This window comes from Streptococcus mitis (genome assembly GCF_946188375.1).
Lineage (GTDB): Bacteria > Bacillota > Bacilli > Lactobacillales > Streptococcaceae > Streptococcus > Streptococcus mitis_CX.
In genome coordinates this window covers 20072-45782 of the sequence record NZ_CAMHUS010000008.1, presented here as the reverse complement: position 1 = coordinate 45782, position 25711 = coordinate 20072, and the positions used below count along the sequence as shown (strand labels likewise).

Annotated in this window: 27 protein-coding genes, 1 pseudogene and 2 riboswitches; of the genes and pseudogenes, 5 read left to right on the top strand and 23 right to left on the bottom strand. The window is 39.1% G+C overall.

All coding sequences use genetic code 11. The annotated features are described in order from the left end of the window. Position 1 precedes the first annotated feature (1 nt). The 6 genes and pseudogenes from N8M16_RS07865 to lctO all read right to left on the bottom strand — a co-directional run bounded on the left by N8M16_RS07865 (position 2) and on the right by lctO (position 6194). Positions 2 to 1387: an ATP-binding cassette domain-containing protein gene (locus tag N8M16_RS07865; RefSeq protein ID WP_000522084.1), complete on the bottom strand. Its 1386-nt coding sequence runs from the start codon at positions 1385 to 1387 to the stop codon at positions 2 to 4. Next, positions 1388 to 1948, bottom strand: a complete 561-nt coding sequence (locus N8M16_RS07860; protein WP_000915275.1) for an ECF transporter S component — start codon at positions 1946 to 1948, stop codon at positions 1388 to 1390. Positions 1949 to 2104: 156 nt separating this feature from the next. Next, a riboswitch (TPP riboswitch) is annotated at positions 2105 to 2193 on the bottom strand. Positions 2194 to 2288: 95 nt separating this feature from the next. Then, entirely contained in the window at positions 2289 to 2918 is a 630-nt protein-coding gene (thiE, locus tag N8M16_RS07855; RefSeq protein WP_000468570.1) for a thiamine phosphate synthase, read from the bottom strand. Beyond that, the gene (gene thiM, locus N8M16_RS07850) at positions 2908 to 3702 is read right to left on the bottom strand and encodes a hydroxyethylthiazole kinase (protein ID WP_000202461.1); all 795 of its coding nucleotides are present in this window, start codon (positions 3700 to 3702) and stop codon (positions 2908 to 2910) included. Before thiM ends, thiE begins: the two co-directional genes overlap by 11 nt. Positions 3703 to 3936: 234 nt before the next feature. After that, positions 3937 to 4605: pseudogene (locus tag N8M16_RS07845) on the bottom strand (TenA family protein). A 215-nt stretch (positions 4606 to 4820) separates the two neighbouring features. After that, positions 4821 to 4909, bottom strand: a riboswitch (TPP riboswitch). 148 nt (positions 4910 to 5057) lie between these two features. Continuing rightward, positions 5058 to 6194, bottom strand: a complete 1137-nt coding sequence (gene lctO, locus N8M16_RS07840; protein WP_000120723.1) for an L-lactate oxidase — start codon at positions 6192 to 6194, stop codon at positions 5058 to 5060. Positions 6195 to 6409: 215 nt separating this feature from the next. On the opposite strand from lctO, the gene N8M16_RS07835 reads away from it, so the two are divergent. Genes N8M16_RS07835 through N8M16_RS07820 form a run of 4 tightly spaced genes read left to right on the top strand, consistent with a single transcriptional unit; the run spans position 6410 to position 9364 of the window. Continuing rightward, the gene (locus N8M16_RS07835) at positions 6410 to 7090 is read left to right on the top strand and encodes an amino acid ABC transporter permease (RefSeq protein WP_060627884.1); all 681 of its coding nucleotides are present in this window, start codon (positions 6410 to 6412) and stop codon (positions 7088 to 7090) included. After that, a complete protein-coding gene (locus tag N8M16_RS07830; RefSeq protein WP_247953194.1) occupies positions 7050 to 7727 on the top strand; it encodes an amino acid ABC transporter permease in 678 nt (225 codons plus the stop codon). Before N8M16_RS07835 ends, N8M16_RS07830 begins: the two co-directional genes overlap by 41 nt. After that, positions 7728 to 8486, top strand: a complete 759-nt coding sequence (locus N8M16_RS07825; protein WP_153199549.1) for an amino acid ABC transporter ATP-binding protein — start codon at positions 7728 to 7730, stop codon at positions 8484 to 8486. 11 nt (positions 8487 to 8497) lie between these two features. Continuing rightward, positions 8498 to 9364, top strand: a complete 867-nt coding sequence (locus N8M16_RS07820; RefSeq protein WP_261069943.1) for a cysteine ABC transporter substrate-binding protein — start codon at positions 8498 to 8500, stop codon at positions 9362 to 9364. Between the two features lie 86 nt (positions 9365 to 9450). Here N8M16_RS07820 and N8M16_RS07815 read toward each other — a convergent pair whose 3' ends face one another. The 14 genes from N8M16_RS07815 to typA form a co-directional block, all read right to left on the bottom strand. After that, complete coding sequence (locus N8M16_RS07815; protein WP_001002573.1) at positions 9451 to 10098, bottom strand: ATP-binding cassette domain-containing protein; 648 nt, start codon at positions 10096 to 10098, stop codon at positions 9451 to 9453. Next, complete coding sequence (locus N8M16_RS07810; protein ID WP_185776732.1) at positions 10095 to 10793, bottom strand: hypothetical protein; 699 nt, start codon at positions 10791 to 10793, stop codon at positions 10095 to 10097. The genes N8M16_RS07815 and N8M16_RS07810 overlap by 4 nt, the downstream gene beginning before the upstream one ends. A 9-nt stretch (positions 10794 to 10802) precedes the next feature. Continuing rightward, positions 10803 to 11555, bottom strand: coding sequence for a hypothetical protein (locus tag N8M16_RS07805; RefSeq protein ID WP_084886869.1), 753 nt, complete (start codon positions 11553 to 11555; stop codon positions 10803 to 10805). Then, a complete protein-coding gene (locus N8M16_RS07800) occupies positions 11555 to 12319 on the bottom strand; it encodes a hypothetical protein (RefSeq protein WP_084886871.1) in 765 nt (254 codons plus the stop codon). The genes N8M16_RS07805 and N8M16_RS07800 overlap by 1 nt, the downstream gene beginning before the upstream one ends. A 95-nt stretch (positions 12320 to 12414) precedes the next feature. Continuing rightward, positions 12415 to 12819, bottom strand: a complete 405-nt coding sequence (locus N8M16_RS07795; RefSeq protein ID WP_084886873.1) for a hypothetical protein — start codon at positions 12817 to 12819, stop codon at positions 12415 to 12417. A 322-nt stretch (positions 12820 to 13141) separates the two neighbouring features. Continuing rightward, on the bottom strand, positions 13142 to 13774 hold the full coding sequence (gene pyrE, locus N8M16_RS07790) for an orotate phosphoribosyltransferase (RefSeq protein ID WP_261069942.1): 633 nt from the start codon (positions 13772 to 13774) through the stop codon (positions 13142 to 13144). Between the two features lie 33 nt (positions 13775 to 13807). Beyond that, positions 13808 to 14509 carry an orotidine-5'-phosphate decarboxylase gene (pyrF, locus tag N8M16_RS07785; RefSeq protein ID WP_261069941.1) on the bottom strand — a complete coding sequence of 234 codons (702 nt, stop codon included), beginning with the start codon at positions 14507 to 14509 and terminating at the stop codon, positions 13808 to 13810. Between the two features lie 232 nt (positions 14510 to 14741). After that, positions 14742 to 15995: a cell division protein FtsQ/DivIB gene (locus N8M16_RS07780; protein WP_247933281.1), complete on the bottom strand. Its 1254-nt coding sequence runs from the start codon at positions 15993 to 15995 to the stop codon at positions 14742 to 14744. 9 nt (positions 15996 to 16004) lie between these two features. Beyond that, positions 16005 to 17063 carry a UDP-N-acetylglucosamine--N-acetylmuramyl-(pentapeptide) pyrophosphoryl-undecaprenol N-acetylglucosamine transferase gene (locus N8M16_RS07775; RefSeq protein WP_261069940.1) on the bottom strand — a complete coding sequence of 353 codons (1059 nt, stop codon included), beginning with the start codon at positions 17061 to 17063 and terminating at the stop codon, positions 16005 to 16007. Position 17064: 1 nt separating this feature from the next. Next, the gene (gene murD / locus N8M16_RS07770; protein WP_261069939.1) at positions 17065 to 18417 is read right to left on the bottom strand and encodes a UDP-N-acetylmuramoyl-L-alanine--D-glutamate ligase; all 1353 of its coding nucleotides are present in this window, start codon (positions 18415 to 18417) and stop codon (positions 17065 to 17067) included. Positions 18418 to 18520: 103 nt separating this feature from the next. Next, a complete protein-coding gene (locus N8M16_RS07765) occupies positions 18521 to 19162 on the bottom strand; it encodes an ABC transporter ATP-binding protein (RefSeq protein ID WP_261069938.1) in 642 nt (213 codons plus the stop codon). Position 19163: 1 nt separating this feature from the next. Then, the gene (locus tag N8M16_RS07760; protein ID WP_261069937.1) at positions 19164 to 21185 is read right to left on the bottom strand and encodes a bacteriocin-associated integral membrane family protein; all 2022 of its coding nucleotides are present in this window, start codon (positions 21183 to 21185) and stop codon (positions 19164 to 19166) included. Positions 21186 to 21706: 521 nt separating this feature from the next. Then, positions 21707 to 21961, bottom strand: a complete 255-nt coding sequence (locus tag N8M16_RS07755) for a DUF3165 family protein (RefSeq protein ID WP_024056536.1) — start codon at positions 21959 to 21961, stop codon at positions 21707 to 21709. Positions 21962 to 21980: 19 nt separating this feature from the next. Next, positions 21981 to 23822: a translational GTPase TypA gene (gene typA / locus N8M16_RS07750; protein ID WP_000164111.1), complete on the bottom strand. Its 1842-nt coding sequence runs from the start codon at positions 23820 to 23822 to the stop codon at positions 21981 to 21983. A 161-nt stretch (positions 23823 to 23983) separates the two neighbouring features. Here typA and N8M16_RS07745 point away from each other — a divergent pair, with 161 nt between their 5' ends. Further along, positions 23984 to 24709 (top strand): 16S rRNA pseudouridine(516) synthase, encoded by a 726-nt coding sequence (locus N8M16_RS07745; RefSeq protein ID WP_001235011.1) that lies wholly within the window; start codon positions 23984 to 23986, stop codon positions 24707 to 24709. A 42-nt stretch (positions 24710 to 24751) separates the two neighbouring features. Here the strand turns inward: N8M16_RS07745 and N8M16_RS07740 are convergent, their stop codons facing one another. From N8M16_RS07740 to N8M16_RS07730, 3 genes are all read right to left on the bottom strand, one after another. Further along, entirely contained in the window at positions 24752 to 24979 is a 228-nt protein-coding gene (locus N8M16_RS07740; protein ID WP_000660081.1) for a hypothetical protein, read from the bottom strand. A gap of 88 nt (positions 24980 to 25067) precedes the next feature. After that, positions 25068 to 25448 (bottom strand): rhodanese-like domain-containing protein, encoded by a 381-nt coding sequence (locus N8M16_RS07735; protein ID WP_000259256.1) that lies wholly within the window; start codon positions 25446 to 25448, stop codon positions 25068 to 25070. Continuing rightward, positions 25448 to 25678 (bottom strand): YqgQ family protein, encoded by a 231-nt coding sequence (locus N8M16_RS07730; RefSeq protein ID WP_001808324.1) that lies wholly within the window; start codon positions 25676 to 25678, stop codon positions 25448 to 25450. The genes N8M16_RS07735 and N8M16_RS07730 overlap by 1 nt, the downstream gene beginning before the upstream one ends. Between the last annotated feature and the right edge of the window lie 33 nt (positions 25679 to 25711).

The window sequence follows — 25711 nt, the reverse complement described above, 5'->3', positions numbered from 1 at the left end:
ACTATCTCACCTCCCCTTGAGTATTGCTACTCTGAGATGTGAGTGGTTTGGTAATTGTCACTTTTTTCACATGACTGAGACCCTGACTAGTCATCTCAATCCAATAATCAACCACAGAGATCAAGGGATCTAAACGATGGCTAATGATCAGAAAACTTCTTCCCTGATTTCTCTCCTCCACAATCCACTTGCAAAAATAATGGCAGGCTCTATCATCCAAACCTGCAAAAGGTTCATCTAGCAAAATCACAGACGCCTTGCTGGTCAAGATGGTCAAGAGCTGAAGAATCTTTTGCTGGCCACCACTTAATTGATAGGGACTCTTATCAAATGCCTGCTCCAGATCAAAATATTGTAAAGCTTGGAGAATCCGCTGATTTCTTTCAGAGTCTGGACTATCTAATTGCAGTTCCTCTCGCAGACTGACTCTGATAAACTGCTTCTCAGCTTCCTGAACAACACCCGTCAGGTCACGATACAAACTCTTTTTCTTTTTCAGGACTGTCCCCTTCCAGGTAATGCGCCCCTTATACTTTTGAAATTGAAGAATAGATCGAAAGAGGGTTGATTTCCCGACACCATTATCACCCAAGATACAGGAAATCCCTTGGTAAAATGTGAAATCCGCAATTGAAAAGAGGGGATGCTTATCCAGCTCACAAGTTGTTCGATCCATATGGAATAGTTCTGGGCTAGAAGCAATTTCCTTTGAAACAGCCTGTGTCATTTCAGAGGCAGGGATTTGATTTATTTTCGTTAGTTGTCCGTCTCTTAGCTCCACCATATGGTCGATATAGGCTTCATAGTCAGATAAATCATGGTCGCACAAAATAACTGTCTTCCCATTAGAGGCCAACTCTTTTAGAATCTCCAATATCTCTATCCTACTCTTGCGGTCAATGGAAGCGAAGGGCTCATCCAAGAGATAGACCCTAGGATTCATAGCAAAGAGAACAGCCAAAGCAGCCTTTTGCTTTTCCCCACCTGATAAGTGATGGATGGGACGGTGCAAGATCTTCTCGCAGCGACATTGTCGAACCACATCTGCTATTTTAGAATCAATTTCCTGAACGGGATGCCCAATATTTTCCAAGGTAAAAATCAGCTCCTCAAACAAGTTCTCCATGGTAAATTGATGATTGGGATTTTGAAAGAGAATACCAACCGTCTGGACACGTTCGATGATAGAAAGCTGACTGACCTCGCTCCCATTTATCAGGACTTGACCGCTATAGGGAAGAGAACTGACTTGGGCAATCATTTGAAAGAGGCTGGATTTTCCTGAACCACTGCTCCCAACTAACAAGGTAAAGGCTTGCGCATGAAAAGTAAAATCAAGCGGCTCAGGGAAGATTGGTGACTGAATCGCTCGTAGTTCCAGCCCCATCTATGCCTTGCCTCCAGCTGCAAACTGATGATAGAGTTTGACAATGGCACGAACCAAGATGGTACAGAAGAAAAAGACGGAAATAAAACGTACTACAAGCAAGGAAAGGACAAAAGGAAGGGAGAAGGCATAGTAACCTAACTTAATGTATTCATAGACAAAGCTAACAAGCGTAATCCCAATACTATTGGCAGTTAGAGAGAGCCAACTTTCATAGCGATTCTTGGTTACGATAAAACCAAGTTCACTTCCCAAACCTTGAACCAAGCCAGACAAAAGGGCACCTAGACCGAATTGGCTACCATAAAGGACTTCAGCAAGCGCAGCTAGCACTTCTCCAATCGTTGCACTTCCGACTCTTGGAACAAAGATTGCAGCAATAGGCGCAGCCATACACCAGAGACCAAAGAGGATTTCATTGGCAAAGGCCTGTAAACCAAGAGGTGCTAAAATCAGGGTGAGGATATCAAACAGATAGCCTGAACCCACAAAAACACCACCAAAAAAGATAGACAAGAAAGCAAGTAAGATAACATCTTTTAACTGCCATTTTTTCAACATAAAAAAACTCCTTTTTTAAAGAAAAGTGGGGTATTCAATGTGAGCTACCTAAATGCTTTGTATCATCTTCATCCAGTTTCGTAAAAGAAAAAACTCTAATTACAGATAGGAATTAGAGTTCAGCTTACAAGATTAGATGGTTAGTTTCTATAAATACAAAACCATTTCACATTTCCCTTCGCCAGTCTTAACTGTATCAGGTTCAATGGGTATCATCTCAGCCTAAAGCACCCCAAATGTCTTTATTATTTAATTATATAAATATTATAACAAACGATTTTTTCCAGTTCAAGAAATTGAACTGGAAATACAGCAGATCTTTCTTTGGTTAGATCGATACCTATTTTTCACTCATTTCTCGAACAGTTTTTTCTATATTTTTTGCATACGATATTGCTGAAATGATTGAAACACCGTCAACATTGGTCTTCATAATGTCTTTAATATGTTGCGTCTGTATCCCACCAATTGCAACTAAGGGCATTTGTGGCAATAGTTTTCTCATCAATTTAAGACCTTCATAACCTATAGCACCACCAGCATCATCCTTTGACTGGGTATCAAATACAGGACCAACACCAACATAATCTACATATTCAACTTTTGATTGTTGAAATTCTTCCTCGTTTTTTATAGAAAGACCAATTATTTTATCTGGCATCAATTTTCTAATTTCATCAACTCCAAGGTCATCTTGTCCTACATGTACGCCATCAGCATCTATTTCCAATGCCAAATCAATATCATCATTAACGATAAATGGAACATTATATTTTTTACAAAGAGCCTGTAGTTTTATTGCTAGTTCGACTTTTTCTATACCTTTCAGGGCTCCCTCACCTTTTTCACGGAATTGAAATAAGGTTATACCACCTTTTAAGGCTTCCTCAACGACCGTATATAGATCTTTTCCTTGGCAAGTAGTCGTTCCACAAATAAAATATAGTTTTAGTAATTCTTTATGAAACATTTTTCTTCACTCTTTTGAATTTCTTTACATCTTCGTCTGTAATCTCGTATAAGGCATTTATAAATTCAACTTTAAATGTTCCAGGAAGATGCCCATTTGGACGTTTTTCTGCCATTTCTCCAGCGATATTGTAAACCAACATTGCTGTTTCTAATGATTTCAATTCTTGACCTTTTTCTAGTCCGATAAAGCTTGCTACTACAGCACCTAATAAGCATCCTGTCCCAATAACTTTTGGCATCATGGCACTACCATTATGAATCGTTACCACTTCTCCATTTACCGCAATAGCATCCACTTCACCTGTTACTACAATTGGAATATTAAACTTCTCATTTGCTGCTAGAGCAATTTCGTCAATATTATCTACACCCGCACTATCTACTCCTTTAGATTCCACATTTATTCCTACTAAAGAGGCAATCTCGCCAGCATTTCCTCTAATCGCTGCTAGTTTGTAATTGTTAATTAGATCATCTGCTACTTTTTTTCTATATTCTCCTGCTCCACAGGCTACAGGATCTAAAACTGCTGGGACATTATATTTCTCTGCAATTTTCAGAGCAGCTTGGTATAATTTCCAATTTTCATCTGTTAATGTTCCTATGTTTATTAATAAACCACCAGCATACTTTAACAAATCCTCTAAATCTGCTGGAAACTCACTCATGGCTGGTGATGCACCCAGTGCTACTAATCCATTTGCTGTGAAATTTTTTACTACATCATTGGTGATACAAATGACCAAAGGTGCTTTTTCTTTTAATAATTTTAAACTTGTCATATTGAAATCTTTCCTTTTCACTTTATACGATCTACTGATTTCGATTTATCTCTATCTTTCGTTAAGAAATTTTTTTATTTACATTGAATGATTTATGCTCAATGAAAATCAAAGAGCAAACTAGGAAGCTAGCCGTAGGCTGTACTTGAGTACGGCAAGGTGAAGCTGACGTGGTTTGAATTTGATTTTCGAAGAGAATTACCTCATCAAATTTGTAAATATCCTAAACTTTCTCTAGGCATCGTAACCAATATCAAAAAAGGCTAATTCTAAAACGACTGCTTGATTCCAGCGTTGCTGAAGTTCTGTCAAATCTTCTAGACCTTTCCCAACACGATTAAGTTCATCAACCAGAAATTGAACCCACTCTGCAAAGAAAGGACCTCTGTGGAGATTGATCCATTCCGAATGAATGTAGGCTTCAGGTAGAGCCAAATCTTTAGAACCCCAGTCTAAATAGAGACCTTCTGCAATGACCAGCATGACCAAAAGATGTGCATAGTTTGATGAATCCACTGCCGAATACATTAGATCCTGAAAGGCTTTTGTTACAGGATGCAAGGTCACTTCCAGATAATCATTCTCAGATACTTTTAACTCTTTGAAAGCCTTCTGGAAATAACCGTCTTCATCTGCTTCAAGAAAGCCTAGTTGCTTGGCAAAACGAAGCTTGGATTCAAGCTGGTCTGCGTGGGCTACGCAGGCACCCAGCATGGATAAGAAGGCATCAAAGAAGTGATAATCTTGAATTAGGTATTCTTTTAAGACCTTATTCTCAATTGTCCCCGCAAAAAGTTCCTTAACAAAACGATGATTGATTGCAGCCTGCCAATCCTTCTAACTACTTTTTAATAATTCTCCAACAGTCAAACCTGGCTGAAATGCATAGTCTTGTGTTTCCATATTTACTTTTCCTCTCTTTACTCGTTCGTAATCAACAAAACATCAAGAAAATCCTAGTTTTACTTGACCTTTTTAAAGAAAATCAAGGGCGTTCAAGAAGAGCTACCTAAATGCTTTGTATCACCTTCATTCAGCTTATATAAACAAAAAAACTCCAATTACAATCAAGAATTAGAGTTTAGCTTACAAGATTAGATTGTTCATTTCGCCATACGAAAAAACGTTTCACATTTCCCTTCGCCAGTCTTAACTGTATCAGGTTCAATGGGTATCATCTCAGCCTAAAGCACCCCAAATGTCTTTATTATTTAATTACTGGACCAGTATAGCAAAAAATGAAAGCCCTAGCAAGATATTTGACTGAAAAATATATTTATATAGATTTCAATGGTGATTTATTCTTCCTATAGACGAAGAAAAACCTCCACATCAAGTGGAGGCAAGCTATTTTATCAATACAATTTTAAGTCACGAGGGTCAACTGGGAAGGTTGGATTGTATGGGTTGTGACGGAGTTTGAAGTGTTTGACATCTTCAATAGTCTGAGTTCCAGATAACTGCATAACTGTCTTCAATTCTGCATTCAAGTGTTCAAAGACTTGACGCACACCAACACTACCGCCGAGAGCCAAGCCATAGATAACCGGGCGGCCAATAGCTACCAAGTCTGCTCCTGAAGCCAAGGCTTTAAAGACGTGTTGGCCACGACGAATACCAGAGTCAAAGACAATTGGCACACGTTTATCAACTGCTTCAGCTACTTCTTGAAGTGAATCGAAGGCAGCTGGTCCACCGTCGATTTGACGGCCACCATGGTTGGTCACCCAGATACCAGAAGCACCTGCAGCAAGCGAACGTTCAACGTCCTCACGGCATTGTGGTCCCTTGACATAAACAGGAAGTCCTGAGTATTCAGCGATAAATTCTACATCACGTGGAGACAAGCGTTGTTTAGCTGATTTGTAAACAAAGTCCATTGATTTACCAGCACCTTCTGGCAGGTATTCTTCAACAATCGGCATGCCAACTGGGAAGACAAAACCATTACGTTTGTCCACCTCACGATTGCCCCCTACAGTCGCATCTGCCGTCAAGACAATCGCTTTATAACCTTCAGCCTTCACACGGTCCATGATGTGGCGGTTGATTCCATCATCTTTACTAAAGTAAAATTGGAACCAATGAGGTGTCCCTTGAAGGGCTTCCGTAATTTCTGGAAGATCTACAGTAGAGTAAGAGCTAGTTGTGTAAAGAGAACCAAACTCATGCACACCACGCGCAGTCGCCACTTCACCTTGTTCATTTGCCAATTTATGAGCTGCAACAGGCGCCATAATGATTGGTGAAGACAATTTTTCACCTGCAAATTCAATCTCTGTACTTGGATTTTCTACATTGCAAAGTGTATGAGGAACGATGAGTTTGTGGTTAAAGGCACGAATATTCTCACGTAAAGTGAAAGTATCCTCCGCCCCACTAGCGATATAGCCAAATGCTGCTTTAGGAATAACTTGTTGTGCCATTGGCTCCAAATCATAGGTATTGATGAAGTCTACATGACCTTCTGCATTGCTTGTTTTGTATGACATAAAATGCCCTCCTTAATAAGTAAGCGTTTACTTTGTATATTACAAAAATATCTTAACTCTTTTTTCAAAACTTTTCAAATATTTTGTTTGGAAATTTCAGAAATTTTATATCTATGATAAAAAATCCTTATCACGGCAATAAAAAATAGATATTATCCAAAGGAGATTTTAAGTGCTACAATAACTGTATTATTTCTAGATGGGAGGTTCTATTTTTGGATTGGTCCATTGTTGAACAATATCTACCACTATATCAAAAGGCTTTTCTCCTAACCTTGCATATTGCAGTTTGGGGAATTCTGGGATCCTTTCTGCTCGGTTTAATCGTTAGTATCATCCGGCATTACCGCATCCCTTTTTTGGCGCAAATAGCGACAGCCTACATTGAATTGTCACGTAATACACCCCTTTTGATTCAACTCTTCTTTCTCTACTTCGGTCTTCCCCGAATAGGGATTGTCCTATCTTCGGAAGTCTGTGCTACTCTGGGATTAGTCTTTTTAGGAGGCTCCTATATGGCAGAATCTTTCCGAAGTGGGTTGGAAGCCATCAGTCAAACCCAGCATGAGATTGGATTAGCCATCGGTCTGACACCTGTACAGGTCTTTCGCTATGTGGTTCTTCCGCAAGCAACAGCGGTGGCCCTACCATCTTTTAGCGCCAATGTCATTTTCCTCATCAAGGAAACCTCCGTTTTCTCAGCAGTAGCTTTAGCAGACCTCATGTACGTCGCCAAGGACTTGATTGGGCTCTATTATGAGACAGACATTGCGCTAGCTATGTTGGTAATTGCTTACCTGATTATGCTGCTGCCCATATCACTGGTCTTTAGCTGGATAGAAAGGAGGCTCCGCCATGCAGGATTCGGGAATCCAAGTACTCTTTCAGGGAAATAATCTCCTGCGGATTTTACAGGGATTGGGCGTCACGATTGGCATTTCTATCCTGTCTGTCCTCTTATCCATGATTTTCGGAACAGTCATGGGAATTGTCATGACCTCCCATTCTAGAATCGTACGATTTTTAACACGATTGTATCTGGAATTTATTCGTATCATGCCCCAACTGGTGCTACTCTTCATCGTTTATTTCGGATTAGCTCGAAACTTTAATATCAATATCTCAGGAGAGACTTCAGCTATTATCGTTTTTACCCTCTGGGGAACAGCTGAAATGGGGGACTTGGTCCGTGGAGCCATCACTTCCCTCCCTAAGCATCAGTTTGAAAGTGGACAGGCACTAGGTTTGACAAATGTTCAACTTTACTACCACATCATCATCCCACAGGTCTTGAGAAGATTGCTACCACAAGCCATCAACCTTGTCACTCGGATGATCAAAACCACTTCCTTAGTCGTATTGATTGGAGTTGTAGAGGTTACCAAAGTTGGACAACAAATCATTGATAGCAATCGCCTGACCATCCCAACTGCTTCCTTCTGGATTTATGGAACCATTCTAGTCTTGTATTTCGCAGTCTGTTTCCCTATTTCCAAACTATCCACTCACCTAGAAAAACATTGGAGGAACTAAATGTCTGAAACTATTTTAGAAATCAAGGAACTAAAAAAATCCTTCGGAGACAATCCCATCCTCCAAGGTCTATCCCTACAAATCAAAAAAGGAGAAGTTGTGGTCATCCTAGGACCATCCGGTTGTGGGAAAAGTACCCTCCTTCGTTGCCTCAATGGCTTAGAAAGTATTCAAGGTGGAGATATTCTTCTGGATGGTCAGTCTATCGTTGAAAATAAAAAAGACTTTCACCTAGTTCGTCAAAAGATTGGCATGGTCTTTCAAAGTTATGAACTTTTTCCCCATCTGGATGTCCTACAAAACCTTATCCTAGGCCCTATCAAGGCTCAGGGAAGGGACAAGAAAGAAGTGACAGAGGAAGCTTTGCAACTACTGGAACGTGTCGGTTTGCTAGACAAACAACATAGCTTTGCGCGTCAATTATCTGGTGGACAGAAGCAACGGGTTGCAATTGTTCGTGCCCTCCTCATGCATCCAGAAATCATCCTTTTTGACGAAGTGACTGCTTCGCTGGATCCAGAAATGGTGCGTGAGGTTCTGGAACTTATCAATGATTTGGCCCAGGAAGGCCGTACCATGATTTTAGTAACCCACGAAATGCAGTTTGCCCAAGCAATTGCCGATCGGATTATCTTCCTAGACCAAGGGAAAATCGCTGAAGAAGGAACGGCTCAAGCCTTCTTTACCAATCCGCAAACCAAACGAGCTCAGGAATTTTTAAACGTCTTTGACTTTAGCCAATTTGGCTCATATCTATAAAGGAGATTCTTATGAAACTATTCAAACCACTCTTAACTGTTTTGGCACTTGCCTTTACCCTTATCTTTGTCACAGCTTGTAGCTCAGGTGGAAATGGTGGTGCATCGTCAGGTAAAACCACTGCCAAGGCTCGCACAATCGATGAAATCAAAAAAAGCGGTGAGCTACGAATCGCCGTGTTTGGAGATAAGAAACCTTTTGGTTACGTTGACAATGACGGTTCTTACCAAGGTTACGATATTGAACTTGGGAACCAACTGGCACAAGACCTTGGGGTAAAGGTTAAATACGTTTCAGTCGACGCTGCCAACCGTGCTGAATACTTGATTTCAAACAAGGTAGATATTACTCTTGCCAACTTTACAGTGACTGACGAACGCAAGAAACAAGTTGATTTTGCCCTTCCATATATGAAAGTTTCTCTTGGAGTCGTATCGCCTAAGACCGGTCTCATTACAGATGTCAAACAATTAGAAGGCAAAACCTTGATTGTTACAAAAGGAACGACTGCTGAGACTTATTTTGAAAAGAATCATCCAGAAATCAAACTCCAAAAATACGACCAATACAGTGACTCTTACCAAGCTCTTCTTGACGGACGTGGAGATGCCTTCTCTACTGACAATACGGAAGTCCTAGCTTGGGCGCTTGAAAATAAAGGATTTGAAGTAGGAATTACTTCCCTCGGTAATCCAGATACCATTGCGGCAGCAGTTCAAAAAGGCAACCAAGAATTGCTAGACTTCATCAATAAAGATATTGAAAAATTAGGTAAGGAAAACTTCTTCCACAAGGCCTATGAAAAAACACTTCACCCAACCTACGGTGACGCTGCTAAAGCAGATGACCTGGTTGTTGAGGGCGAAAAAGTTGACTAGTTATTAACTCTTAAAAGGGACTGGATTTTAAACTCCAATCCCTTTTTAAGATTTTACCTATAACATCCTGAGTCTATCTAAGATGTTCAATCTGAACACAGTGTACATACTTTATCTTCTATTGCATATACTTTATCACATAAGATACGAATATCCTCTTCACTATGACTAGCAATCAAAATTGTTGTCCCTTTTTCACTAGAGAGCTTTCTAAACAATGTTCTCATATTTTCTACACTTGATTTGTCCAAGGCATTCATAGGTTCATCTAGTAAAAGAATAGAGGGATTCTCCATAATTGCTTGAGCAATCCCTAGCTTTTTCCTCATACCTAGCGAATAAGTTTTAACTTTCTGGTCTTTTTGCTCATATAGACCAACTATTTTCAGTGTATCATTGATTTCCTGATTACCAACTACTCCTCGTATGCTTGCCAAATATTGTAAATTCTTAAAGCCACTATAATAATTTATAAAACCAGGTTCTTCAATCAAAGCTCCCAAATTAGCTGGAATTTTTCTCTCAGGAACAATATTTTCCCCATTGATTAACACTTCCCCATAAGACGGACTATATAAACCAGCTATTAATTTAAACAATACACTTTTCCCTGAGCCATTCGCACCAGTAATTCCTATAATTTCCCCCTGTTTACAACTAAAATTAAGGTTTTGAAAAACACATGTTTTTTTTAATTCCAACTGAATATTTTTTAATGTAATTATTTCATTCATTCTATAAACCTCCTCTTTTGACGAGTGAAATAGAAAATGCTTTTAAAAAGAAAGACTAAAAATAGCAACTGAAGAAATAGATCTCGTCCTATATCTCCATTTCCTCTATTCAGAATATAAAATAGATAATTGGTTCGATTCCCCACAAATAAACTGCCAAACACAATCATGAGTAAAAAGAAGCTAACACAAGAAAAGTTCATTTGCTCATTCGCTCCTAGTATGTATAACGTAAAGCAAAGCAAGGATAGCACACAAACATTCAAAAAATCAACTATAAACAAAACTCCTATATCCCAGTTTGGTAACTGTAACATAAATTGAATCACTAGAACTTTTACCATGATTAAAACGAGTCCATAAAGAAAACAGGTCCAAATCTGATACCTAATCCAGAGCTTAATAGAAGAAAATCGAATCACTTCCATAAAGAAATCGGATGCTCTTCTACGATATACAACTGCTAGAAAAAATGCATGAATAATAAACCAATGAAGCAACCATATAGATAAGACTAAAAAAGAGTTTTGACTCAGATTAGGCCCTTTTAAAATTTCTATAACAAGTCTATCATTTCCTTCTAACCAATACCATAATCCTAAACAAATCAATATCCAAAAAAGAACATAACCCCAAAAGTACTTGGTATAGATTATCTGATTCAACCTCCACATGTGACTACTTAACTTTCCCATTTCCAACTTTTACACTCTCCTCCAGTTTCTATGAACAGAAAATACAGTCAATGGAATTATGATAGATAGTAATGTAAGCCAATAAATCAATGCATACGGATTGGAATTTACCATATACTGAAAAATTGGCAATAATCCAATTAGCCCATTGTTCAACTGATAAATCCAGAATAAGGATTCTACAAATAAAAAAGTAAACAGAAATACTAAGCTCATGCTTGATTTTTTAAACCAAGAAAAACTGCTAATAGTAAGTAAGGATAAAAAGAAATAGTATGCTATATAAGAGAAAAAAAATCCTATAAAGAAACTAGCATTGTTTGCAATACTTATACCATAAAATTCTCTTAAAAAATCAACCTCCTTTATCTCCAAAGAGAAGCTAAAACCATTACTAAATGCAATTAGAAAAATCAATAAAAATAAAGTCGCCGTCCAAATCCCCGTACTAAGAGCTGCTAATTTGAAACTAAAACTGGTAAAGTGCTTAATTGATTTCAGACGAATGCGGCACTCCAACCTATTAAAATAGTTATTCATCAAATGAAAAAAGAATAATATATATGTGAACGGAAAGCAATATACTCCAGTCGTAATATCTTGAAGTAAGACTAAGAGCCATTCTAATACATTTGGATGGATTGAATATTGGCGACATCGCAGTAAATATACTGTACTAGATAAAATACAGGATAGCAGTAATATAAAATAAACCAATACTGCTAAAAAATCTTTTTTGTAAAATTGAACAAATTGTTTCATTATACGTAGTCCTCTGAATGTAGAAAAAATGTACCATAAACAACCAAACAACTAACAAATAAAATAAAAGCAAGATGCCCACTAACTAAGGAAAGACTGATATCTTTCTGATATCCCAAAGCTAATGTTGTCACAGGTTCTAAGTAAGATAGCTCTAAAATACCCCAAAAAATACCCCCAACCATCATATAGGCAACTGGGATGAAAATAGCTCCTAATTTTTTCTTCACTAGCAAAGCACTAGCTAGTCCAAAAATAGAGAACACAGCGCCCCAAACTCCATACCAGAGAGTCGTTACAAGACTATAGAGAAACTGATTAGAATCAAATAATTCTTTTAAGGCACCACTATAGTCTCCAATATAAATTTCCTGATAAGGAGTCACTAAAAGATTAATTCCTAATAATAATAAATAGGGGAGAAAAAAGACTAGAAAAGAAGAAATAATTACAGTACTACCCACAATAGCCAGATACTTCTTTTTAGAAATTCGACACAATTGTGCTGTTAGAAAATGACTCTCAGCATCCTCTATTATCTGACTAGAATAGGGCAGTGTACAGATAAGTGCAGCTACTAGGCTAATCGGTGAAAATCCTCTAATAGAAGAAGCGGCAAAAAAAATCGATAAACCTTCAATTTTATAAATACCATTGAAAGCAAGGAAATTTCCTAAACTCATGCAAAGAAGGGTCAAAAATAAAGACATATAAAACCGAGGTGATTTAACGACTCGTACAAGATTACAAATAAAAAATTCCATCCCAACTCCTCCTTATAATAAGAATAGGGTGTAGCATTCTTTTTTCATGCTACACCCACAATCAACCATCTTTAAGGCTTACTCTGACAAGTAAGTTAATAAGAATCTGGACTCCAAGAACCTGAAGTATGAATTCTTACATGATTTCCAAACTGTGGCGCCATAGCTAATCTAGTATCAGAACCAATATAATTATCACCACCTCCATTATAGTACATGACAATCCTAGAGCCAGAACTCAATTGATACATTGGAGTGATATCTGCCCCACTATAGGCGCTACGAATAGAGGTATTTAACGTTTTACCGCCACCAGTGCTGTCATTATTATTAATTCCAGCAGAGGCGTTTTCTTTCTCAAGCTCACTAGTTGTATCCGCACCAAAACGCGGCAACGTTAAATCATAATCTCCAATCTGTCTAGCTAAGACTGTAGGGAGAAACAAACTAAATGCAATTGTAACTACGCAAAAAAGGGAATATATTTTTCTTCTTTTCATGACATCGTCCTCCTAAGAAGTGATAAACAAGATAGTTGATTGATCAATTTGATACATATTATATTTTCATTATATCAATAAAAGAAAGCGCTGTCAATTATTTTGTTTAAAATATTATCATATTTTAAACAAAATGGTTAAAAGAGTCCGGGACAAAAAGATTTTAATTTTAGAAATTCTTTATTATAAATTTTAAAAATCGATAAATTATACAAAAAAACGAACGAAACAGAATTCTGGTTGTTAGATAACTCGTTTTGTTCGTTTTTTATATTTAAAGTTAGATTTTTGTCCCAGACTCGTCTCTCTTTATCTTACTGACCTAACCTTCTTGCCAATTCTCTTGGTCTTCTTTAAAGCGTTTTAGGAGAGCGAGTCCTTCTGGTGTGATATATCCTTCTTCTTGGGCTAGATGGATGAGCTCACTGTAGTTTGAAAGTGTCACCAATTTCACACCAGCATCCGCAAAGTTCTTATCTGCCTTTGGCAATTGATAGCTGAAAATTGCTACTACACCAAGCACATCTGCTCCTTCTCGCGTTGCTGCTGCTACTGCTTCAAGAACAGAACCACCAGTTGAAATGAGGTCTTCAACCACTACCATTTTTTGACCTTGAGCTACGCGGCCTTCGATTTGATTACCAGCTCCGTGGTCTTTTGGTTTGCTACGGATATAGGCAAATGGCAGATTCATCTTATCAGCAATAATAGCTCCGTGAGGAATCCCTGCTGTCGCAGTTCCTGCAATGACTTCTACCTCTGAAAAGGCTTCTTTGATAGCTTCCACAAAGCCATTTTCAATGAGAGTACGAGTTTCTGGATAGGCAAGAGTCACACGATTATCAGTGTAAATCGGCGACTTGATGCCAGATGCCCAAGTGAAAGGCTCCTCTGGTTTGAGGTAAACGGCTTGAATTTTCAAGAGGTGGCTAGCGATATCTTTAGCAAGTGTCATGGTGTTCTCCTTTTATTTTTCTAATCTAGTTCTTTAATTCCAGTCCTGTGTCCATTCATCCTTGATGGCATGATAAGCTGCAACAGGATCCTCAGCTTGGGTAATGGGACGTCCCACCACGATATAGTCACTACCTATTTGATAGGCATCCGCTGGCGTCATCACACGTTTTTGATCTCCAACCACAGCACCTGCAGGACGAATGCCTGGTGTCAGACAGATAAAATCTGGATTGGTGGCCTGCTTGATGACTTGCACTTCCTGAGCCGAGCAAACAACACCATCCAAGCCAGCTTCAGCTGTCTTCTTAGCATAGTGGATTACTGACTCCTGCAGACTGGTTTGAATATTTTGAAACTCCTGCATCTGAGCTTCTGATGTTGATGTAAGCTGCGTTACAGCGATCAATTTTGCTTGACTTCCAAGACCTTCACGCGCCGCCTTCATCATCTCTACACCACCAGCGGCATGTACATTAGTCATGTCCACACCAAGCTGAGACAAGACCTTCATAGCTGATTTGACTGTATTGGGAATGTCATGCAGCTTGAGATCCAGAAAGACACTATGACCCAGGCCTTTCAAGTAAGACACAATCTCAGGCCCCGTTGCATAATAAAGCTCCATCCCTACCTTTAGATAAAGGCTTTCTTCTGCTGGAAACAGAGCTAAAAATTCCTTGACTGCCTCAAAACTAGGAAAATCAAGAGCAATGACTGGACGACGTTCTCGCATAAGTTTCTCCTTTTACCTTTGCTAGTGAGAGAGTCTGGCCACAAGAAGCCACGAAAAAAGGAACCTGCCAACAGCAAGGTTCCACGAAAAATGGGTAGTCTCCACCCTTTCACCGTCTAACCTTAGCTGCCTCTCTGGACTGCTTTAAAGGTTTTTTACTATTCTATTATTTCTACTAGCACTTGTCAAGTAAAAACTTGATCACTAAAGAGCTATAGGAGAAAAGCTAAACCTAGCGGCGCGATGAACGTCGGGTCGTTTGGTTTTGATTGCCCTCTTCCTCCAGCTTTTTCCTTTCCTCTTCTAGTTTATTCTGCTGTTCTTCCAGTCTTTTCTTCTCTTCCTCTTTCTGTTTCTTCTCAGCTTCCTTGGCCTCTTGTTTGGCTTTTTCCTCAGCCTCCATAATTAATTTATCCGCCACAGTGTAACTGTAAATTCCAGCTTCCATGTCGACCACACTTGGTTCTGACAATTGAGGCTTAATCTTACTATAATAAGGCAATTTCTTACTCATTTCAGAAAGGGGAACCAAAACTTCGTCCGAATCATTCATAGTCAATCGAATTAAATCTGATGTGACCTTGCTTGGGGCTAATTCCACCTTCTGGATAGCCGCCTTGAGTTCTGGACTAATTTGAGCAAGTTCTGACGTAAAGGTTTTGATTTGTTCGCTGTCATTAAAGAGAACTGATATATAAGTTTCTGGCAGACTCACCAAACTCACAGAACTGGTTTCAAGCTGACCACTGGAAAGAATAGGATAATGATTTTCACCAGAAACATAGTAGGCAACAATATCGTATTCCTTAACCTTAATAGTAAACTTAGTTGGAAATTGATAGGCAAGCTGAGCTGATTCAACCCAATAGTTAGACTTGATCTGCTCTTCATATTTTGCCTTATCTAGCAGAAGGTTAATCGTATAATCTGAATCCTGAATGCCTGAAGCCTGTAGAATATCATCAGCTGTAGTTTGCACTGTTCCCTCAACACGAATATCCTTCATGGTCGCATAAGGACTGAGCAAGTATGCAGAGACAACCAATAAAAGCAGACTGAGAAACAAAATCGAGATAGCCCGCCAGATATGAACTCCTGGAATTTTCGGTTTAGCCGGTTTTTCCTTTACAGGCTTTTTCTCTATTTTTTTATTCTGTTTATTCTGTTTCTTTGGCTCTTTGGATTTTGGTTCTTCTTTGGGTACTTCTTTTTTGACGTCTTCTGACTCTTCTACTTTTTCTTCAGTATCATCCTTAGCTAATTTTGAGTCTTTTGGATCAGATTCACTCTCTTGGTGCTCAGTTGCATCTGACTTTTCAGATTTTGAAGCCATTCGAGCTTGTCTTTCCTTTTCCTTCTCCTCAGCTAGGACCGCCTCTTCTTCAGCCTTCTTTTTTAGATATTCTTGGTTTCGTTTCTGCCATTCTGATAACTCTTTAAATTCTTCGAGGATTTCTTTGCCCTCATTTTTCTTATCTTTTGACATTTACTTTCCTTATGATAAATCTTTTTTTAACAATTGATAAAAATCTGCTAGAGATTTCAATTCCTTAGAAGCCTTCATCTTAGCTTGGTAATCTTCCTTGTGACTTAGTAAGTGAGAAAGCTTCTCTTCTAAACTGTCCAAGGTCAAATCGCTTTCTTGAAGCTCTTCTGCATAGCCTTTTTTTACAAAGTAGGCTGCATTTTCAATCTGGTCACCACGACTAGCTTCACGACCAAGTGGCACAATAACATGTAATTTTGCCATTGCCAAGAGCTCAAAAATCGTATTGGCACCACCACGTGTCACAACAATATCAGCCAATTCCATCAAGGGTTGATAGAGATTGGTCACATAGTCAACACGAAAAAGATTTTGGCTCAACTCATTCAGACTAGAATCTCCAGTTAGATTGATAATATTGTAGCGTTCTGTCAGTTCTTTCTTATGGTCTGTCACCAATTGGTTAAAGACACGAGCACCTGCAGAACCACCGACAAACAATACTGTTGGCAATTTGGGATTAAAGTGAGTTTGAATATCTACCAATTCATCGGGTTCTGGAGTGTTTTGGTCTGAAACCTTTGTCACTGCTCCCACATGCTCGACCTTAGACAAACTTGAAGCTTGCTCAAAGGTTGAATACATCTTAGTCGCAAATTTATAGGCAATTTTATTAGCCAAGCCCATAGATAGGTCAGATTCGTGAATAAAGACAGGCACTCCTGACACACGCGCAGCGATAACAGGCGGTACTGAGACAAAGCCTCCCTTTGAAAAAAGAGCCTGTGGACGAAGTCGCAACATGATAAAGAGCGACTGGACAATTCCCCAGCCAACTTTAAAGACGTCCAGCATATTTTGCCAAGAGAAATAACGACGCAATTTTCCAGTCGCAATGGAATGGAAGGTGACATCTAGACCCGACTTGAGGATTTCTTGGTGTTCGATGCCACGTTTATCTCCGATATAGTGGACTTCCCATCCATCTTCGATGAACTTGGGCATTAACAAAAGGTTGAGGGTCACGTGTCCAACCGTCCCCCCACCTGTAAAGACAATTTTTTTCATATTATTCCTTTAACTCCGCTACTGTGTCGATAAAGAGGTCGCCACGTACTTCAAAGTTAGCATACATATCCCAGCTGGCATTTGCTGGACTGAGAAGAACCACGTCTCCTTGAGTCGCAAGCTCGTAAGCCTTGCGGGTCGCATCTGCAATATCAGTCGCATCCACATAAGCCACACCTGCCTTGTCTGCTGCCCGTTTAACACGTTCGGCAGACTGACCCAGGATGACCATCTTCTTGAGTCCAGTAATGTCTGGAACCAATTCGTCAAACTCATTACCACGGTCCAAACCACCTGCAATCAAGACGACCTTGCTGTTGTCAAATCCTGACAAGGCTTTCTGAGTAGCCAAGATATTGGTTGACTTGCTATCATTATAGAATTTGACACCCTTGATTTCATCCACAAATTGGAGACGGTGTTTGACACCACCAAAGGCTGAAAGAGTTTCTTTGATGGTTTGGTTGTCCACACCACGAAGCTTGGCTACAGCAATCGTCGCAAGGGCATTTTCCACATTGTGGCTACCTGGAACTCCGATTTCATTCGCTGCCATGACAACTTCCCCACGGAAGTAGAGTTGACCATCTTCCAGATAAGCTCCATCAACCTTTTCAAGTGTTGAGAATGGTACAACGGTAGCTTGTGTTTTAGTAGCCAAGTCTTTTGCCAAGTCTTGGTTAAAGTTCAAGACAAGGAAATCAGCTGCTGTCATCTTGTTCTGGATATTCCACTTGGCTGCTACATATTCCTCAAAAGAACCATGATAATCGATATGAGTTGGCATGAGGTTGGTAATAACCGCGATCTCAGGATGGAATTCTTGAACTCCCATGAGTTGGAAAGAAGAAAGTTCCATGACAAGCGTGTCCTTGTCTGTCGCAGTTTGGGCCACTTGACTAGCTGGATAACCAATATTCCCTGATAAAAGACCATGTTGGCCTGCAGCAGTCAAAACTTCCCCGATCATAGTCGTTGTGGTTGTTTTACCGTTCGAACCAGTAATACCGATAATTGGCGCTTCTGAAATCAAGTAAGCCAATTCCACCTCAGTCAAGACTGGAATTCCCTTTGCCAAAGCCTTTTCAATCATGGGATTGCTGTAGGGAATGCCTGGATTTTTCACCATAAGGGCGAACTCTTCATCCAAGAGTTCCAAAGGATGGCCACCTGTAACAACCTTGATCCCTTCTTCCAGCAAACTTTGCGCAGCTGGATTGTCCTCGAAAGGTTTTCCGTCATTTACTGTCACAATGGCACCTAGCTTGTCCAACAAACGAGCTGCAGATTCACCAGACTTGGCCAAACCTAAAACAAGGACTTTCTTATTTTTAAATTGATCTATTACTTTCATGTCTCGAACTCCATTTCTACTCTTACTATTTTACCATTTTTATGGAAATAAAAAAGCCACAAAGTGTGTTTGTGACTCTTTCTTCTAACTGAATCTCGCCATATCATCTATGTGATAAATCGGTAACTCGAATAACTTGGTCCACTTGTTCCCAAATCAGAGGATTGTGGGTCGCAATAATAATAGTTCGATTCGGATTTTTTAAAGATTCTAGGATAGAAAGTAATTCCTCAGAATTTTTGGGGTCTAGTGAAGCGGTTGGTTCATCTGCGAGGATCAAAGGCGGATCCTTTAAAATTATCTTCGCTAATGCAACACGTTGTGCTTCTCCTCCTGATAATTCAAAGATGGGTTGCTTTAAATCTAAATAAGAGAGGTTAACACGGTTTAGAGCTTGTTTCATCAAAGAGATTTTCTCTTTTTCTTTCAACTTTTTACCAACTAAACCCAGATTGAGATTCTCTTTAACGGTTTGACTTTCAATTAAGCCAAAATCTTGAAATAAGTATCCTAAGTAATCTCTAAAGAAAACAGAATGCTTGATGTCTTTAAGAGAAGTACCATCATAGATGATTTGTCCTTTGTCATATGGCTCTAATCGTCCAATCATATTCAAGAGTGTTGTCTTACCACAGCCACTTGTACCGATTAAGGCATAAATTTTCCCACCTTCAAAATGAAGATTCGTATCTGAAAATAGCTGACGGCTTCCAAATTTTTTAGATATATTCTTTAGTTCAATCATCCTATTTTCCTTTCATAATTGTCATAGAAACACGAGATTCCTTATGGGCTTGACGGTAAAGCGTCAGAACTGCACTAGCTAGAAAGACTAATAAAGTGAGCAAGCCAATCACCAAGTCTCGACTGCTTAAAATAAAGAGACTAGCACCAAATACAAAACTGGCAAATTGACTAACCATATACTGAGCATGTGTTTCAAAAAATCGTAAACCTGAAATTCGTTTAATCAAGATATCTCGGCGGAATTGCTCGAAATATAGAAGATTGACAGAATAAAAGAGTAACAAGGAACTAGCTATCCCCACAATAGCTCCTAAGATTAAAGTTGCTGTTTCAGTTTGCACTTCATTATAACGAGTTAGATAAACACTTCTTCCTTCTTTAAGATAGGATACTTGCTCATAAATTCCTGCATTTTTCAAGAGTTTAATCCCATCTTCATATCCTTTGATAAAGATATTCTTACCAGCATTGATAGACCAACTAGATTTGGAAATGATACTATCACCTATAGATGTTGGAGTAAATACAACTAAAATCGGATCAGTTAAGTACTGGATGGATACCGGGCTTTCACCGTTATTATAAACAAATCGTTTTTCTCCTGTTGGAAGATAGCTAACAATCGCTCTCATTTCATACTCTAAAGGAGCGTCTTTATCCTCGCTTGATTTTCCGTAATAGTTCAAACGTTCTTCAAAAACTTTCTTAAGTTCTGCTTCCTGTGAACGAAGAGATTCTGGTAATAAGAGTCCAAATTCCCCTTTTTGAAGATGGGCTAGTTTCTGTCTAGTCTCACCATTTACAGATACATTTTCCTTGTCCAAATAACTTGGACTGACATAGAGAACATTAGCATCTGGACTATAGGTATCCAGTGTCTCTCCCTGTTCATTTTTTCCTTGAGGATTTGCAAAATGAATGACATTATCTTTTACAAATAGAGCCTGTTCTTCTTCGATTGCTTCCTTGGCAAAGGCATACCACTTATTCTGATTTTCTGTATCTTTTACTCTATCACCTAAGCCAAAGAAAATCTGGTAATAGTCTGCTCTGTCCTGCCATGCTTGTTTTGAAATTTCAAGTTCTTTCAATCGTTGGTAAGACGTCAAACCTGTCTTAACAGCGTAGCCCACTGTAAAAACAGCTACTAACTGACACAATAGGGTTAAAGCCATCAGGCGTTTAAGGGGTAATCTTCCCTTAATAACGGGAACTAATGCTTTATAACTCAAACTCATTAGATAAAGGAGCATTAGTAAAATTGAAATCCCCAATAAAAACAAAAGATAGAAACTAATCCCAAAACCATAGGTGGCTAACAAGATAGGATAAAACAAACCTTGACTAAAAAGAACGACTCCCCCACCTAGGAAGGAAAGGAGGGCTGATAGAAGGATCCATTTGATATCAGTCGATAAAGAATGCCCCATGATGGATAAGAGAGTCTGACCAGAAAAGAGTTTTATACCTGCAGCTCTCATTTCCTTAATCCGAGTGATAATCACTAGAGCAAAGAAAGATAAGCCAAATATTGCTAAACTAATTAAAATAAGGGGAATTAGTAACATTCTAAAAGCAAGAGAATAGGGCGGTGTCTTTCGGTCAGCAATGGCTTTATAACCCAGATCTCCTAATTTATCGGCTAGCTTTTCTTTCGTCAAGGAGCCTGACAAAAGGAGATAACTATTTAGCGGATCACTACGTTTACGACTTTCTTGGCTAGCTTCTTGGAATTCTTTTGGTAAAGTTCCCTGACCATAAGTTGCATAAGTAAAGTGAGTCGTCCCATCCTTACTCGGCTCTACGATTCTTCTAGCTATTAAACTCTGTTCTGAGTTTGCAAAATTCTCCAATTCCTGTTCAAATACCTCACGCGTCGGTTCCTGAGTATCTTTTTTGACACGAAGTAAGGAAACGGAATCATAGCTTGCAAATAAATATTGTGGCGCACGTAAGACAATAATCCAAGCAAGGAAGAAGCTGAGAAAAAAAGTTGATAATAATATGAATAGTTTCTTCATAGTAGACTCCTTGTATAAGAGAATAATCCTATAGAAAGAAATTTTACATTTTACAAATTCTTAGAATTATTTTCCTAGTTTAATCCATCACACCCTGAGCACAAAGACAACAATACTCTTCAAAAATCAAATTCAAACCGCGTCAACGTCGCCTTGCCGTAGATATATGTAACTGACTTCGTCAGTCTTATCTACAACCTCAAAGCAGTGCTTTGAGCAACCTGTGGCTAGTTTCCTAGTTTGCTCTTTGATTTTCATTGAGTATAAATTTAATCCTTTCTTATTTTGAAATCGGTTTCTTATACCGTAAATATATCACTTTCTATATAATCTGTCAACATATTTTACTAAGATATCATTAGTAATAGAATTTTACAGTTTCCTTAGAAATAGATGTCGGAAAAGAATTTAAGTTCAGTTTTTACCATTCATACTATCCAAGCAAAAGAGATGATATTAACTAAAAAGCAATTCGAACTACTGTAAAATTCCTAGCAAAAAAGAGAGCCGAAACTCTCTTTTTATCTTCTTTTACTTTTATTGACCGACATGAGGGTAATATCTCGCAAGCTAAAGTATGCTAGGAAGAGCATGGCGATTGCAATAAAGAATTCTGTCGGTAGCTGAAAGATTTGCAGAACTGACAACATGAGCAAAATCAAAAGTGCTACGAAAGCAAAGACGACAAGGACGATATTGACTGTCCCTTTAATGCTTTCTGGTGTCGCAAATACATAGAGTAGTAATAAGAGGAGTCCTATGATTAAATAAACCATCTTTATCTCTTTCTAGCTCTTATTCAGCTGATTTTTTCTTCTTGTTAGCTTTCTCACGCTCTGCCTTGTTAAGGATTTGTTTACGCAAACGGATAGACTCAGGCGTTACTTCCATGTACTCATCGTCGTTCAAGAACTCAAGAGACTCTTCAAGTGTCAAGATACGAGGAGTCTTAATAACAGCTGTTTGGTCCTTAGTAGCTGAACGGACGTTGGTCATTTGTTTTGCCTTAGTGATGTTAACTGTCAAGTCATTTTCACGAGAGTTTTCACCGATAATCATTCCTTCGTAAACTTCAGTACCTGGGTTGACAAAGATCGTACCACGTTCTTCGATAGACATGATTGAGTATGTTGTAGCCTTACCAGCATCGATAGAAACAAGAGCACCACGGTGACGACCACCAATTTCACCTGGAATCAATGGCAAGTATTGATCGAAGGTATGGTTCATGATACCGTAACCACGAGTCATTGACAAGAACTCAGTTGAGTATCCAATCAAACCACGCGCTGGAACAAGGAAGACCAAACGAGTTTGACCATTACCAGTTGAAATCATATCCAACATTTCACCCTTACGTTCAGAAAGGCTTTGGATAACAGACCCTTGGTATTCTTCTGGAGTGTCGATTTGAACACGTTCAAATGGTTCACATTTAACACCGTCGATTTCTTTTACAATAACTTCTGGACGAGATACTTGAAGTTCATATCCCTCACGACGCATTGTTTCGATAAGAATTGACAAGTGCAATTCTCCACGTCCTGAAACAGTCCATTTATCTGGTGAATCAGTTGGATCAACACGAAGGGAAACGTCTGTTTGCAATTCTGCCTGTAAGCGTTCTTCCACCTTACGAGAAGTTACCCATTTACCTTCTTTACCAGCAAATGGTGAGTTGTTAACCAAGAAAGTCATTTGAAGAGTTGGCTCATCGATGTGTAGGATTGGAAGAGCTTCAACTGCGTCTGTCGGAGTAATGGTTTCACCGACAAAGATGTCTTCCATACCAGAAACGGCAATCAAGTCACCTGCTTTGGCTTCTTGGATTTCACGACGTTCCAAACCAAAGAAACCAAAGAGTTTTGTAACACGGAAGTTTTTAGTTGTGCCGTCAAGTTTAGAAAGGGTAACTTGGTCCCCAACCTTAACAGTACCACGGAAGACACGACCGATACCGATACGTCCAACGAAGTCGTTGTAGTCCAAAAGTGACACTTGGAACTGCAAAGGCTCATCTGAGTTGTCTACTGGAGCTGGGATATGGTCGATAATCGTGTCAAAGATTGGTGCCATAGTCGCTTCTTGGTCAGCTGGATCATCTGACAATGAAGAAGTTCCGTTGATCGCTGAAGCATAGACCACTGGGAAGTCAAGCTGGTCATCATCTGCACCAAGCTCGATGAAAAGTTCCAAGACTTCGTCCACTACTTCAGCTGGACGAGCTGATGGTTTATCGATTTTGTTAACAACAACAATTGGGACAAGGTCTTGTTCCAAAGCTTTTTTCAATACGAAACGAGTTTGTGGCATGGTTCCTTCGTAGGCATCTACGACCAAGACAACACCGTCAACCATTTTCATGATACGCTCAACTTCTCCACCGAAGTCCGCGTGTCCTGGTGTGTCCATGATATTGATACGAGTTCCGTTATAGGCAACGGCTGTATTTTTAGCAAGGATGGTAATTCCACGCTCTTTTTCGATATCGTTTGAGTCCATAGCACGCTCAGCCAATTCAGTACGTGCATCAAGCGTTTCTGATTGTTTCAATAATTCGTCAACAAGGGTTGTTTTACCGTGGTCAACGTGGGCGATAATCGCAATGTTACGGATATCTTCTCTTAATTTTGTCATGATTTCCTCTATAATATTCAAAATTTATTTTCTAACTGAACGATTATACCATAATTTCAGGTAAATAACATAACTCAAGCAAGTGTAAATGTTTTCACTGTGCTTTTCTTTTCACGTCAAGCCTTTTCAAAGCAAGCGACTTATGATAAGATAGGCACAGTATGCGTTTAGATAATTTATTAGCCCAAGAAAAAATCAGCCGAAAAGCCATGAAACAAGCCTTACTCAAAGGGGAAATTCTAGTCGATGGTTGCCCAGCCCGCTCCCTAGCTCAAAATATCGATACAGGGCTACAAGAACTCCTTTTTCAGGGTCGAATCATTCAAGGCTATGAACACACCTATCTTATGCTTCATAAACCTACTGGTGTCGTTACAGCCAATAAAGACAGGGAACTTCCAACCGTCATGGACCTCCTTCCGCCTGACATCCAGTCTGACATGCTCTATGCCGTCGGCCGACTGGACCGAGATACGACAGGACTCCTCCTCTTGACTGATAACGGTCCTTTGGGCTTTCAGCTCCTCCATCCCCAATATCATGTCGATAAAACTTATCAGGTTGAGGTTAATGGACTTCTGACACCTGACCATATCCAAGCCTTTCAAAAGGGAATTGTCTTTTTAGATGGCACTGTCTGTAAACCTGCAAGACTAGAGATTCTATCTGCAAGTCCTTCCCTCAGTCAAGCTTCTATCACCATTTCAGAAGGAAAATTTCATCAGGTTAAGAAAATGTTTCTCTCGGTTGGTGTCAAGGTGACCTCACTCAAACGAATTCAGTTCGGTGAGTTTACATTAGACCCAGAACTAGCAGAAGGTCAATACCGTCCCTTGAACCAAGAGGAATTGAAAATCATTAAAAACTACTTAGAGAAAAGTGGATAAAACAAAAAAGCTTTCAAATAAAGCTTTTTTGTTTTACACTACTTAATTCATAAAAAGAATCAATCCTAAAACCCAATTAATTACGGAAACTACAATCCCTACAATAGCTATAATTTTTTCTGTTTTATAGTCTAGTCCAGATTCTTTTTGAAGTGAGTTAGCATACAATAAACTGGTAATACCTAAACCAATACCTCCCAACGGAAATAACAAACCAAGAATAATCGACAAGATGCCCACAAAAAGTGGATTTTTCTTCTTTTCTTTCATGTTCTAAGAACTCCTTAAATTTTATACAAATTAATTATACTATAAAACAATAGCTTCATCCTATCATTCGACTAATTTGGAAATAAGATTAGCTAGTCTTCACTTTCCCTTTCCAAGAATCCAAGCCATAAGAAAGGATATAAATCTCAGAAAAGCCTTGTTTTTTCAAGTAAAGAGCTGCATTTGTAACTCGTTGCGCACGTTGGTTTTCGTAGAGAAGGACAGGTTTGTCTTTACGCAGGGCTGCAAGACTAGTCTTCAACTGACTTGAAGGAATATTGCGGGCACCAAGGATATGTTTTCTGTGGAATTCTGCTGGATCACGCAAATCAATCAATTGACCTGTACGAATCAAGGCTTCAAATTCCTCATTGTCCACAATTTTAGCCGCACGGCGAATACGAAGATAGTTAAAGCCCATCCATGCCAACATTGCCAGTATAAGTGCCCACAAAATCCAAGTAACCATTAGTTCTTTTCTCCATTTTTCTCAATATAATCCAATTCTACCTTGTGCTCTCTGCGTAGAACCGCTTCTGCCTCTAGATAGTCTAATTTGTCCATCAACCCTGCATCGTAAATCCGAGAGAGTTCCAACTTCATCAGTTCAATATCATATAAGCGTTTTCCCATGTAAACAATAATACCAAATCGTTTGAGGAATTGCTGCACATCATAGAATGTTTTCATAAGACTCATTCTAGCAAAATTTTGTGTTTTTTTCAAGAAGAG